The 12,680-nt window shown below is 62.0% G+C and carries 13 protein-coding genes; 11 read left to right on the top strand and 2 right to left on the bottom strand.

Annotated features, from left to right (window positions below):
- Positions 1-15 precede the first annotated feature (15 nt).
- Positions 16-558 carry a sigma-70 family RNA polymerase sigma factor gene (locus tag ACP7EW_RS00795; RefSeq protein WP_038843667.1) on the top strand — a complete coding sequence of 181 codons (543 nt, stop codon included), beginning with the start codon at positions 16-18 and terminating at the stop codon, positions 556-558.
- Entirely contained in the window at positions 555-1,487 is a 933-nt protein-coding gene (locus ACP7EW_RS00790; protein ID WP_426214615.1) for a FecR family protein, read from the top strand. Before ACP7EW_RS00795 ends, ACP7EW_RS00790 begins: the two co-directional genes overlap by 4 nt.
- Here the strand turns inward: ACP7EW_RS00790 and ACP7EW_RS00785 are convergent.
- The gene (locus ACP7EW_RS00785; protein ID WP_177077974.1) at positions 1,484-3,301 is read right to left on the bottom strand and encodes a sigma-54-dependent Fis family transcriptional regulator; all 1,818 of its coding nucleotides are present in this window, start codon (positions 3,299-3,301) and stop codon (positions 1,484-1,486) included. The genes ACP7EW_RS00790 and ACP7EW_RS00785 overlap by 4 nt on opposite strands.
- A 248-nt stretch (positions 3,302-3,549) precedes the next feature.
- On the opposite strand from ACP7EW_RS00785, the gene ACP7EW_RS00780 reads away from it, so the two are divergent.
- The 6 genes from ACP7EW_RS00780 to ACP7EW_RS00755 are packed head-to-tail and all read left to right on the top strand — an operon-like array spanning position 3,550 to position 9,473.
- Positions 3,550-4,644 carry an ABC transporter ATP-binding protein gene (locus ACP7EW_RS00780; RefSeq protein WP_033896779.1) on the top strand — a complete coding sequence of 365 codons (1,095 nt, stop codon included), beginning with the start codon at positions 3,550-3,552 and terminating at the stop codon, positions 4,642-4,644.
- Positions 4,644-5,741 (top strand): ABC transporter ATP-binding protein, encoded by a 1,098-nt coding sequence (locus ACP7EW_RS00775; RefSeq protein WP_426214612.1) that lies wholly within the window; start codon positions 4,644-4,646, stop codon positions 5,739-5,741. Before ACP7EW_RS00780 ends, ACP7EW_RS00775 begins: the two co-directional genes overlap by 1 nt.
- Positions 5,738-6,604: a carbohydrate ABC transporter permease gene (locus tag ACP7EW_RS00770; protein ID WP_010209674.1), complete on the top strand. Its 867-nt coding sequence runs from the start codon at positions 5,738-5,740 to the stop codon at positions 6,602-6,604. Before ACP7EW_RS00775 ends, ACP7EW_RS00770 begins: the two co-directional genes overlap by 4 nt.
- Before the next feature lie 10 nt (positions 6,605-6,614).
- Positions 6,615-7,415 carry a carbohydrate ABC transporter permease gene (locus tag ACP7EW_RS00765; RefSeq protein ID WP_003232361.1) on the top strand — a complete coding sequence of 267 codons (801 nt, stop codon included), beginning with the start codon at positions 6,615-6,617 and terminating at the stop codon, positions 7,413-7,415.
- A 10-nt stretch (positions 7,416-7,425) separates the two neighbouring features.
- Positions 7,426-7,698, top strand: coding sequence for a DUF2160 domain-containing protein (locus ACP7EW_RS00760; protein ID WP_016977309.1), 273 nt, complete (start codon positions 7,426-7,428; stop codon positions 7,696-7,698).
- A gap of 32 nt (positions 7,699-7,730) precedes the next feature.
- Positions 7,731-9,473 (top strand): ABC transporter substrate-binding protein, encoded by a 1,743-nt coding sequence (locus ACP7EW_RS00755; RefSeq protein WP_426214610.1) that lies wholly within the window; start codon positions 7,731-7,733, stop codon positions 9,471-9,473.
- Positions 9,474-9,528: 55 nt separating this feature from the next.
- Here the strand turns inward: ACP7EW_RS00755 and ACP7EW_RS00750 are convergent, their stop codons facing one another.
- Entirely contained in the window at positions 9,529-10,413 is an 885-nt protein-coding gene (locus ACP7EW_RS00750; protein ID WP_025999803.1) for an AraC family transcriptional regulator, read from the bottom strand.
- Between the two features lie 138 nt (positions 10,414-10,551).
- Between ACP7EW_RS00750 and ACP7EW_RS00745 the strand changes: the two genes are divergently transcribed.
- The 3 genes from ACP7EW_RS00745 to ACP7EW_RS00735 are packed head-to-tail and all read left to right on the top strand — an operon-like array spanning position 10,552 to position 12,669.
- Positions 10,552-11,295, top strand: a complete 744-nt coding sequence (locus ACP7EW_RS00745) for an SDR family NAD(P)-dependent oxidoreductase (protein ID WP_426214607.1) — start codon at positions 10,552-10,554, stop codon at positions 11,293-11,295.
- Positions 11,296-11,311: 16 nt separating this feature from the next.
- Positions 11,312-11,713, top strand: a complete 402-nt coding sequence (locus ACP7EW_RS00740) for a VOC family protein (protein ID WP_426214605.1) — start codon at positions 11,312-11,314, stop codon at positions 11,711-11,713.
- Entirely contained in the window at positions 11,710-12,669 is a 960-nt protein-coding gene (locus ACP7EW_RS00735) for a saccharopine dehydrogenase family protein (RefSeq protein ID WP_426214603.1), read from the top strand. The genes ACP7EW_RS00740 and ACP7EW_RS00735 overlap by 4 nt, the downstream gene beginning before the upstream one ends.
- The last annotated feature ends 11 nt before the right edge of the window (positions 12,670-12,680 follow it).

Genomic DNA, 12,680 nt, shown 5'->3' with positions numbered 1-12,680 from the left:
GAGATCTTTTTGCGCATGCATGACATTCCGGCCGCGCTGGGCGACTCCGTCCGGCAGCAGACCCTCACGGCGATGTACAGCGAGCACCACGGCTGGTTGCACGGCTGGCTGCGCAAGAAACTCGGGTGTTCCCAGCATGCGGCGGACCTCGCCCATGACGCATTCATTCGCGTCTTGATGCTGGCCGAACCCCAGCAGATCAAAGAGCCGCGCGCGTTCCTGGCCACCACGGCCGGGCGGTTGCTGATCGATGGCGCCCGTCGTCGTCGCATCGAAAAAGCCTACATGGAAGCCCTGGTGATCCAATGCGAGGACGCCGGCATGCCCGACCCGGCGGCCATTCATGTGGCACTGCAAGCCCTGGAGCGCATCGCCGAAATGCTCGCCGGATTGCCGGCCAAGGCGCGCGAAGCGTTTCTGTTGAGTCGCCTCGATGGGCTGACCTACAGCGAAATCGCCACGCGCCTGGACGTGTCCTCCAGCACCGTCAAAAACTATATCTCCAGCGCCTTGGTGCACTGTTATCACAGCCTGCACCCGGCAGACCCGCTGGCATGAGTTCCGAACAGATCATCCAGCAAGCGGCGCAGTGGCTGACCCGCCTGCACGACGAAAACGTCACCGAAGCCGACCGACACGCGTTCAACACCTGGCGCCAGGCCGACCCGCGTCACGCGGTGGCCATCGAACGCATGGGCGCACTCTGGGGCAGCCTCGATACGCTGCCGGCCAAACCCGCACGCATGGCCCTGAACCGCGCATTCGCCCCGCGACGTCCGCGCGGTGCGCAAGTGGTGGGCTTGCTCGGCGTAGTCCTGTGCGGCTGGCTGGGCTTGCAACACCTGCCGGTCTGGATGGCCGACCAACGCACTGGCGTTGGCGAGCGCCGGCAGATCGCCCTCGAAGACGGCAGCCAGTTGCAGCTCAACAGCAATTCGGCGGTGGACGTGAAGTTCGACGGCCATCAACGGGTCATCGAGCTGCTGCAAGGCGAGCTTTGGGTGGACGTGGCCAAGGATGCGCAACGGCCCTTCGTGGTGCGTACCGACCAGGGCACGGCGACGGCATTGGGCACGCGTTATCTGGTCAAGCGTGCGGCGGATGGCACCACGGTGGTCACGGTGATCGAGTCCACCGTCGCGGTCCAGGGTGATGCCAGTGACGGTGTGAAGGTCACCGCCGGCCAGCGTTCGGTCCTCGACCACGGTCGCGCCCAACCGCCGCAATCCATCGGCAACAGCGACCCGGACGCCTGGACCCGTGGCCTGCTCAAGGTCAATGACCAACCCCTGAGCGAGGTGCTGCAAACCCTCGCCAGCTACCGCCACGGCATGCTGCGCTTCGATCCCCAGGCCCTGCAAAACCTGCGGGTGTCCGGCGTGTTCAAACTGGATGACACGGCGGCGGCGCTGTCGTCACTGGCAGACAACCTGCCGATCCAGGTGGAGTACTTCACCGACCTGGTGGTGGTGGTCAAGCCGCGCTAGCTTTCGTGCTGGCGCAGGCGCTTGTACAAGGTGTTGCGGCTCACCCCCAGCTCCCGCGCCAGGTGGGAGATGTTGCCACCGGCCGCCTTCAAGCGCTGGTTCAGGTCGATGCTGTCATCCAGGTATTCACTGGCGGGCAGTGGCGGCTCCACCTTCAAGTCCACAAAGAAATCATCCGGCAGGTGCTCTGCACGGATCGGCTGTTCTTCAGCCATGGCCAGCGCCACCTGCAACACGCTGCTCACCTGACGCAGGTTCCCCGGCCACGGATGCTGCTCGAACAGCGCGAGCACTTCGGCGCTCAGGCCCGCCCATTGAGTCGGCTCGCGGTGTTGCTGCCACAGTTGCTGGAACAGCGCCTGCTTGTCGGTCCGTTCGCGCAACGGCGGCAGTTCCAGGGTCAGGCCGCCGATGCGGTAGTACAGGTCCTCACGGAAACGTCCGGCCTGCACCAAGTCCCGCAGTGCGCGGTTGGTGGCCGAGATGATGCGCAAATCCACCGGGAACAACTCGCTGCTGCCCACCGGCTGCACGCAACGTTCCTGTAGCACCCGCAACAGGCGGGCCTGGGTCGGCAGGGGCATATCGCCGATTTCATCGAGAAACAGCGTGCCCTTGTCGGCCTTGCGGATCAGGCCGATGCTGCCTTTCTGATTGGCGCCGGTAAAGGCGCCTTTTTCGTAGCCGAACAGTTCCGATTCCACCAGCTCAGCCGGAATCGCCGCACAGTTCACCGCGATAAACGCCTTCTGGCTGCGCGAACTGGCCTGATGCAGGGCTTTGACGAACACTTCCTTACCCACGCCGGTCTCGCCGTGGATCAGCAGCGGGATGTCCTTCTCCAGTAAACGTTCGGCCTGGCGCACGGCTTTTTCCACGCGCACATCGCCAAAATGCAAGGTCTTGAGGCCAATCGGCGCGGGCTTCGGTGGCGTCGGCTCGGTGAACACACGCGCCTGCACCGATGTCTGTTTAGGGCGTCTGAGCAAGCACTGGAAACGGTTGCGTCCCGCGGCTTGCAGAGAGAAGGGCAGCCCTTCTGGCTGGTTCAACAGCTCCAGTAATGACACCTTGAACAAACTGTCGATCATCACCCGCGACAGGCTAATACCCAGCAGGTTGTCGGCACGCCGGTTGGCCGACAGCACCTGGCCGCTCTCATCAAAAATCAACAGGCCGGCCCACTGGCTGTCGAGGTTGCTCAGGCCCGTGTTGAAGGTCAGTTGGAAGTGCTCTCCGCGAAACAGGTTGAGGATCAGCCGGTTTTCCACGGTCTGGCTCATCATCTTGACCATGCCCAGGGTGTGGGAGGGCGGCAGGTAGCTGTCGCTGGACACATCCAGCACCGCGATGATTTCGCGCTGGGCATCGAAGATCGGCGCCGCCGAGCCGGTCATGAAACGGTTGGCCTTGAGGAAGTGTTCATCGTGCTCGATATGCACGGCCTGGGCACACGCCAGCGCGGTGCCGATGGCATTGGTGCCGCTGGAGCGCTCCATCCAACTGGCGCCAGGGTTGAAACCGCGCGCCAGCTTGGGCTCGATAAAACGCTGGGTGCCCCAACTGGTCAGCACCTGGCCCTGGTTGTCGGCCAGCATGATCAGGCAATTGGAATTGCTGAGGATGTTCTCGTAATAGGGCAGCACTTCCTGATGGGTGGTCTGCACCAGCGAGTGCTGGCTTTCCAGCAATTGGCTGATGCCCTCGGCGGGGAGTTGGTCGAAGCTGGGCGTGCTCTGGTGGTCCAGGCCGAAGGCGCGGCAACGGCGCCAGGATTCCTGGATAAGGGTGTCGTGAGCCAAGGGTTCGGCCATGGGCGACCTTCTGCTTTTTATTGTTTTTATGGGGCCCCGCAGGCGCGGGGGCCTAATTAGTGTTGTTCAGTACTGTTCATTGTCAACCCCCTGAGTGTTCAGTTGTTCAGCCAGGGTTGTTCATTTCTGTTCACTCCTGAACATCGAATGCTCGCCATTTCCTTGTGGATCAAGCACCTGCCAGTTCTGGCACGAAACTCGCTCTAGCTGATTGCCAGATTCATTCCAATAATAAAAAAGGTCGTGTCATGTCATTGACCCTGGAAAATGTCTCCCGCGTTGTCGAAGGCCAGACCTGGATCGACGACGCCACCCTGCGTTTCGAAGCGGGTTCCTTCAACGTCTTGCTCGGTCGCACCCTGTCCGGCAAAACCAGCCTGATGCGCCTGATGGCCGGCCTGGACAAGCCCAACAGCGGCCGCATCCTGATGAACGGCGTGGATGTCACGCAAAAACCGGTGCGCCTGCGCAACGTGTCGATGGTGTACCAGCAGTTCATCAACTACCCGACCATGACCGTGTTCGAGAACATCGCCTCGCCATTGCGCCAGGCCGGTGTGTCCCACGAGGTGATCCAGAGCAAGGTGCTGGAAACCGCGAAAATGCTGCGCATCGAAAAATTCCTCCAGCGCCACCCGCTGGAACTCTCCGGCGGCCAACAGCAACGCACGGCCATGGCCCGCGCGCTGGTCAAGGACGCCGAGTTGATCCTGTTCGATGAGCCGCTGGTGAACCTGGACTACAAACTGCGCGAAGAACTGCGTCAGGAAATGCGCGAGCTGTTCGCCGCGCGCCACACCATTGCTATTTACGCCACCACTGAGCCCAACGAAGCCCTGGCCCTGGGCGGCACCACCACCATCCTGCACGAAGGCCGGGTGATCCAGAGCGGCAAGGCCGCCGAGGTGTATCACCAGCCGCAGACGGTGCTGGCCGCCGAGCTGTTTTCCGAGCCGCCGATCAACCTGATGCCGGGGCGCATCAGTGGCAATGAAGTGAGCTTCGCCAATTTCGTGCACTTCCCGCTGAACGTCGACCTGCGCCCCATTGGTGAGGGCGAGTTCCGTTTCGGCGTACGCCCCAGCCACATCAGCCTGGTGCCGAGCAACGATGACGACCTGGAGCTGGCGGTCACCGTGGAAGTCGCGGAGATCAGTGGTTCGGAAACCTTCCTGCACGTGCGCAGTGAGCATTTCCTGCTGGTACTGCACCTGCCGGGGGTGCACGAATACGACGTCGATGCGCCGATCCGCGTGTACATCCCCACCCATAAACTGTTTGTGTTCGATGGTCAGGGCCGTTTGGTCCAAGCCCCCGGACGCCGTGTCGCGAGGGTTGCCTGATGGCCGAGATCCATTTGCAGAACCTGGCACACAGCTACAGCCCTACGCCGAGTGGTCCTGAGGACTACGCTATCCGGGAAATGAACCACGTGTGGGAGCAGGGTGGCGCCTACGCGTTGCTCGGGCCGTCGGGCTGCGGTAAGTCGACCTTGCTCAATATCATCTCCGGCCTGCTCAGCCCGTCCGAAGGCCAGGTGTTGTTCGACACCAAAGTGGTCAACGACCTCACCCCGGAAAAACGCAACATCGCCCAGGTGTTCCAGTTCCCGGTGGTGTACGACACCATGACGGTGTTCGACAACCTGGCGTTCCCGCTGCGTAACCAGGGCATGGCCGAGGCGAAGATTCACAGCAAGGTGCAGGAAATTGCCGAGGTCCTCGACCTGCAAAATCTGCTGAGCAAAAAGGCGCGCAACCTCACCGCCGACGAAAAACAGAAAGTCTCCATGGGTCGTGGCCTGGTGCGTGACGACGTGTCGGCAATCCTGTTCGATGAACCGCTGACGGTGATCGACCCGCACCTCAAGTGGAAGCTGCGGCGCAAACTCAAGCAGATTCACGAGCAGTTCAACATCACGATGGTCTACGTCACCCACGACCAATTGGAGGCCTCGACCTTCGCCGACAAAATCGCGGTGATGTACGGCGGGCAGATCGTGCAATTTGGCACGCCCCGTGACCTGTTCGAACGGCCGAGCCACACCTTTGTCGGCTATTTCATCGGCAGCCCTGGGATGAACCTGATCGAGGTGCAGGCCGAGGCGGGCGGGGTGCGCTTTGCCGGCACCCATCTGCCGTTGTCCGAAGCCTTGCAGCAACGCATTGCCAACACCGATTACAAGAAATTGCAGGTCGGCATCCGCCCGGAATTCATCCACGTATGGGACGAGCATAATCCCGACGCGCTGCAGGCCGATGTCACACACCTGGAAGACCTCGGCACCTACAAGATTATTACCCTCAACCTGGATGGCGCCGTGCTCAAGGTGCGCCTGGCCGAAGACAAACCGGTGCCCGAAGGCCAGGCCTCCATCAGCTTTCCCGCGCAGTGGCTGATGGTGTACGCCGACGATTACCTGCTGGAGGTGCAGCCATGAACAAGGTGCAGAACAACAAGGCCTGGTGGCTGGTGTTGCCGGTGTTCCTGCTGGTGGCGTTCAGTGCGGTGATCCCGATGATGACCGTGGTCAACTACTCGGTGCAGGACATCTTCGACCAATCCAGCCGCTACTTTGTCGGTGCCGATTGGTACAAGCAGGTGCTGCTCGACCCACGTTTGCATGACTCGCTGCTGCGCCAGTTCATCTACTCGGCCTGCGTGCTGCTGATCGAAATCCCGCTGGGCATCGCCATCGCCCTGACCATGCCGACCAAGGGGCGCTGGTCGTCGCTGGTGCTGATCATCCTCGCCATTCCGCTGCTGATCCCGTGGAACGTGGTGGGTACGATCTGGCAGATTTTCGGCCGCGCCGATATCGGCTTGCTGGGTTACAGCCTCAACGCCCTCGGCATCAGCTACAACTACGCCGCCAACACCATGGACGCCTGGGTGACGGTGTTGGTAATGGACGTATGGCACTGGACGTCGCTGGTGGCGCTGCTTTGCTACTCAGGCCTACGGGCGATTCCGGATGTGTACTACCAGGCCGCGCGGATTGATCGTGCATCGCCCTGGGCGGTTTTCCGACATATCCAGTTGCCGAAGATGAAAAGCGTGCTGCTGATCGCGGTGATGTTGCGCTTTATGGACAGTTTCATGATCTACACCGAGCCGTTCGTCCTCACCGGCGGCGGGCCGGGTAACGCCACCACGTTCCTGAGTCAGACGCTGACCCAGATGGCCGTGGGCCAATTCGACCTGGGCCCGGCGGCAGCCTTCTCGCTGGTGTATTTCCTGATCATCCTGTTGGTGTCCTGGCTGTTCTACACCGCCATGACCCATTCCGACGCCAACCGCTGAGGCCGCCAACATGAGCAAGCGCAAGCTGATTCCGCTACTGATCTACATCCTGTTCCTGTTGGTGCCGATCTACTGGCTGCTGAACATGTCCTTCAAGAGCAACACCGAAATCCTTGGCGGACTGACGCTGTTTCCACAGGACTTCACCCTGGCTAACTACAAGGTGATCTTCACTGACCCGAGCTGGTACACCGGTTACCTGAACTCGCTGTACTACGTGAGCCTGAACACGGTGATCTCACTGAGCGTGGCGCTGCCGGCGGCCTATGCGTTTTCGCGCTACCGCTTCCTGGGCGACAAGCACCTGTTCTTCTGGCTGCTGACCAACCGCATGGCGCCGCCGGCGGTGTTCTTGCTGCCGTTCTTCCAGCTGTATTCGTCGATTGGTCTGTTTGACACGCATATCGCGGTGGCGCTGGCGCACTGCCTGTTCAACGTGCCGTTGGCGGTGTGGATCCTCGAAGGCTTCATGTCTGGGGTGCCCAAGGAAATCGACGAAACCGCCTACATCGACGGCTACTCGTTTCCCAAGTTCTTCGTGAAGATCTTTATCCCGTTGATCGGCTCCGGCATCGGTGTGACCGCGTTTTTCTGCTTCATGTTTTCCTGGGTCGAACTGCTGCTGGCGCGCACCCTGACCTCGGTCAACGCCAAGCCCATCGCGGCGGTGATGACGCGCACGGTCTCGGCGTCAGGTATCGATTGGGGCGTGCTGGCGGCGGCGGGGGTGTTGACTATCCTTCCCGGCATGCTGGTGATCTGGTTTGTTCGCAACCACGTGGCCAAGGGCTTTGCCCTGGGCCGGGTCTGAGGAGTCGATGATGGAATGGATGGCCTGGACCACCCCCACCGCGCTGTTCTTTGGTGCCATAGCCCTGATCCTGGCGGGCATGACCACCTGGGAATTGCGTTCGCCGAGCATCCCTCGGCGCGGTTTGTTACCGATCAGCACCACCCGTGGTGATCGTTTGTTTATCGGTCTTCTCGGCAGCGCCTACCTGCATTTGCTGGTGATCGGCGCTACCGACTGGAGCATCTGGGTGGCGTCCGCGCTCTCCCTGGTATGGCTGTTGAGTGTGATGCGTTGGGGCTGATGCCCTTGTGAATAAACAACCTGGAGGTCTCTATGTTGAATAAGAACAATAAGCTGCGACATAGCATTTCATTGGCCGCCGTACTGGCCCTCAGTGGTTTGAGCGCTTCGGCCTGGGCCGATGCGTACGAAGATGCCGCGAAAAAATGGATCGGCAGCGAATTCAAACCGTCCACCCTCACGGCTGAACAGCAGCTTGAGGAACTCAAGTGGTTTATCAAGGCGGCGGAACCGTTCCGTGGGATGAAGATCAACGTGGTGTCGGAAACCCTCACCACCCACGAGTACGAGTCCAAGGTGCTGGCCAAGGCCTTCAGCGAAATCACCGGGATCAAGCTGACCCACGACCTGCTGCAGGAAGGCGACGTGGTGGAGAAGCTGCAAACCCAGATGCAGTCCGACAAGAACATCTATGACGGCTGGGTCAACGACTCGGACCTGATCGGTACGCACTTTCGCTACGGCAAGACCGAATCCATCACCGACCTGATGGCCAACGAAGGCAAGGAGTTCACCTCGCCGACCCTGGATCTGAAGGACTTCATTGGCCTCTCATTCACCACTGCGCCGGACGGCAAGATCTACCAACTGCCCGACCAGCAGTTCGCCAACCTGTACTGGTTCCGCGCCGACTGGTTCGAACGCGCGGACCTGAAAGCCAAGTTCAAGGAAAAATACGGCTATGACCTCGGTGTGCCGGTGAACTGGTCGGCTTATGAAGACATCGCCAAATTCTTCAGTGAAGACGTCAAGGAAATCGACGGCAAACGCGTGTATGGGCACATGGACTACGGCAAGAAAGACCCGTCCCTGGGCTGGCGCTTCACCGATGCCTGGTTCTCCATGGCCGGTGGCGGCGACAAGGGCTTGCCCAACGGCTTGCCGGTGGACGAGTGGGGCATTCGCGTGGAGGACTGCCACCCGGTCGGCTCCAGCGTCACCCGTGGTGGCGACACCAACGGCCCGGCCGCCGTGTACGCCACCCAGAAATACGTGGACTGGATGAAGGCCTACGCGCCACCGGAAGCGGCGGGCATGACCTTCTCCGAATCCGGCCCGGTGCCTTCGCAAGGCAACATCGCCCAGCAGATCTTCTGGTACACCGCGTTTACCGCCGACATGGTCAAACCGGGCTTGCCGGTGGTGAATGCCGACGGCACGCCGAAATGGCGCATGGCGCCGTCGCCGGTCGGACCTTACTGGGAAAAGGGCATGAAGAAGGGCTATCAGGACGTAGGATCCTGGACCTTCCTCAAGTCGACGCCTGAAAAGCAGAAACTCGCGGCCTGGCTCTACGCGCAGTTCGTGACCTCGAAAACCGTCTCGCTGAAGAAAACCATCGTCGGCCTGACGCCGATTCGTGAGTCCGACATCAACTCCCAAGCGATGACCGACATGGCGCCGAAACTGGGTGGACTGGTGGAGTTCTATCGCAGCCCGGCCCGTACCGAATGGTCGCCGACCGGCACCAACGTGCCGGACTACCCGCGCCTGGCGCAACTGTGGTGGAGCAACATCGCGGCGGCCGCCAGCGGCGAGAAAACCCCGCAGCAAGCCCTGGACAACCTGGCCAAGGAACAGGACGCGATCATGACGCGCCTGGAACGCTCCAAGGTGCAACCGGTATGCGGCCCGAAAATGAACCCAGAGCGTGACGCGCAATACTGGTTCGACCAGCCGGGCGCGCCGAAACCGAAACTGGCCAACGAGAAGCCGAAGGGCGAGACCGTGGCTTACGGCGACTTGCTCAAACAGTGGGAGGCCGCGCGTAAGTAACGCACGGAGTCATTGACGCTGAACCTGTGGCGAGGGAGCTTGCTCCCTCGCCATATCAGCCTCGCGCCGCCGCCAAGATTCGCGCCGTATCCCTCGCCGGTGGCAACCCGAACACCCGCGCATAATCCCGGCTGAACTGGGTCGCGCTTTCATACCCCACCTCAAACGCCGCACTGGTCACGCTGCTGGCACTGGCCACCATCAACGTGCGCGCCTGCAACAGCCGCACACGTTTCTGGTATTGCAACGGGCTCAGGTTGGTCACCGCCTTGAAGTGCCGGTGAAATGCCGAAACGCTCATCGCGGCCTTCTGCGCCAATGCCTCCACACGAATCGGCTCGGCATAGTCACGCCGGATCCACTGGATCGCCCGGCTGACCCGCGCCATGGCCGTATCCGGCGCGGCAATCTCGCGCAACATCCAGCCGTGTGGGCCTTGCAGCACGTGGTAGAGGATTTCCCGTTCATACGCGGGCGCCAGGGCGGCAATCGCCACCGGGTCGCCCATCAGGCGCAGCATGCGCACCCAGGCATCCATCAAGGCGGGCGTGACGGCCGCCACGGAGAAACCGGCTTCCTGTTCGCAACGCCCGTTGGGGGCCGGCAGGTCATTGAGCAGGGTGGTCAGCACGGTCGGATCAAGCGTCAGGCTCACCGCCAGGTAGGGTTCGCCCGTGATCGCCGGGTTCACCACGCCGACTGCGGGCAACTCGATGGACATCACAAAATACGTCGCCGGGTCGTAATGCAACGTGCGGTCGCCCACGGTCATGCACTTACTGCCCTGCAGAATCAGGTTGATCATCGGGTCATACACCGCCGCGAGCATATGCTCGGGAATCGCGCCCTGGACCATCGCCACGCGGGGGATGCCGGTCTCGGTGCGGCGGTTTTCGGCCTTGGCAGCCAAGGCGCGCAGTTCGATCAATTGAGTATTCATGGTGGCCATGCTGTGCCTTGCGTTGAGCCTTGCGCAAGCAAAAAGCAGAAATAGGCAAGATTGGAGTAGGAACGGCTGCGTCGAAGAGTAGGGCGATGACTACTGTGGGCACTCAACTTTTCAGCAGTGGAGCAGGCCATGGGCGTTATCGTGATTACCGGAGGCAGCCGTGGGATCGGTGCCAGCACCGCCGAGCTGTGTGCACGTCAGGGGCATGGCGTGATCCTCACCTTTAAGCGCAACCCGGATGCGGCGCAGGCGGTGGTCCAGCGAATCGAGGCCAGCGGCGGGAAAGCCGTGGCGCTGGAATTGGATGTTGCGGCTGTCGGCACATTCCCTGTCTTCCGTGAGGCGGTGACGCATGCCCTGCAGGCCACATGGGACGCAAGCACCTTGAGTGGGCTGGTGAACAACGCCGGCTACGGCCTGTTCAACCCCCTTGAGTCGGTGACCGAGGCGCAGTTCGACGGCCTGTTCAACGTGCACCTCAAGGGCCCGTTTTTCCTGACCCAAACCCTGCTGCCGCTGCTGGAAGAACACGCCAGCATCGTCAACCTTACCAGCGCCACCACTCGCGTCGCGACGGCGGGTGTCGCGCCTTACGCGGCGTTCAAGGGCGGCCTGGATGTGCTCACGCGCTACATGGCCAAGGAGTTCGGTGAGCGACGTGTCCGCGCCAATGCGGTGTCCCCCGGTGCCATACGCACCGAACTGGGCGGCGGCTTGAATGACGAATTCGAAGCGCTGCTGGCCGGGCAAACCGCCCTCGGTCGTGTAGGCGAACCGGAAGACGTGGCACGGGTTATCGCCCTGTTGCTGTCGGAAGAAGGCCGCTGGATCAATGCCCAGACCGTCGAGGTTGCGGGCGGCTACATCATCTGAATCAGGAGGCTCCACCATGCTCGATCATCTGTTTATCTCGGTGAGCGATATCCAACGCTCGATCCGCTTCTACGAAGCCACCCTGACGCCGCTCGGCATCACCGCGCGGCATGACTACGACGGCAAGGACGGCCCGCCCGGCCACCCGGACCTGAAGGGCTTTGGTGCCCACGGCCGGATGTTCTTCTGGCTGCGCGAAGGCGTGGTGGAAGGGCGAGCGGTGCATGTGGGCTTCGTCGCCAATAACCGCGCCGAGGTGGACAACGCCTACGCCGCCGCCCTGGCCAACGGCGCCACCGACAACGGCGCACCGAGCGCGCGCCTGCACTACGACCCCAACTACTACGCGGCCAACGTGCTGGACCCGGACGGCTACAGCCTCGAATTCGTCTACAAGAACTGGCAGCACACCCTATGAAAACCCTGATGATCTACGGCGCCACCGGCTACACCGGACGCATGGCGGCGCACCACGCGAAAACACTCGGCCTCAATCTGGTGCTGGCCGGTCGCAACGCCGAGCGCCTGGCGTCCCTGGCAGCTGAGTTGGACGCGCCTTACCGCGTGTTCACGGCGGATGCCGCCCAGTTGGAAGGCATCGACGTGCTGCTCAATTTCGCCGGGCCGTTCGCCCAGACTGCCGGACCGCTGATGCGCGCTTGTATTGCCAATGGCACTGACTACCTGGACATCACCGCCGAAATCAACGTGTACCGCCTTGCCGAACAACTCGGCGCCGAAGCGGACGTGATGTTGCTGCCCGGCGTGGGTTGGGACGTGGTGCCCACCGACTGCCTGGCCATGCACGTCGCCAGCCGTGTGCAACAGCCGCAGTCGATAAAAATCGCCCTGCAGGTGCCCGGCGCGATGTCCCGTGGTTCGGCCATGAGTGTCAGCGAGATCCTCGGTGCCGGCGTGATGACGCGCATCGAGGGTGAACTGGTCGCCACACCGGACGCCCAGCCTCAGCACCTGGACTTTGGCGACGGACCGGCACTGTGCGCGCCGTTGTCGTTTGGCGACCTGGTGACCGCCTGGCACTCCAGTGCCATCCCGACGATCGCCATGTTCGTGCACATCACCGGTGAAGCCTTCCCCGAGGGCGACCTGTCGCTGCTGCCCGACGGCCCCACCCAAGCCCAGCGTGACGCCCACCGCGCGCGCGCCGTGGCCGAAGTCACCGGCCTCGACGGTTCGGTCGCGCGCTCGGTCATCGAGACCGTCAACGGTTACAGCTACACCCCACTGGCCGCCGTGGAAGCGGCACGCCGGGTGCTCGGCGGCGAACGCCGAGCCGGTTTCGAAACCCCGGCCAAACTGTTCGGCGTGGGCTTTGCCCAGACGATTGCCGGCACCCAGATCATCGATTATTAACGCCACAGGAA

Origin of the sequence: Pseudomonas sp. DWRC2-2, from assembly GCF_049897885.1 — a bacterium.
Classification (GTDB): domain Bacteria; phylum Pseudomonadota; class Gammaproteobacteria; order Pseudomonadales; family Pseudomonadaceae; genus Aquipseudomonas; species Aquipseudomonas azotoformans_A.
Note: the sequence above shows the minus strand (reverse complement) of the source record. Positions and strands in the feature narration are given on the sequence as shown.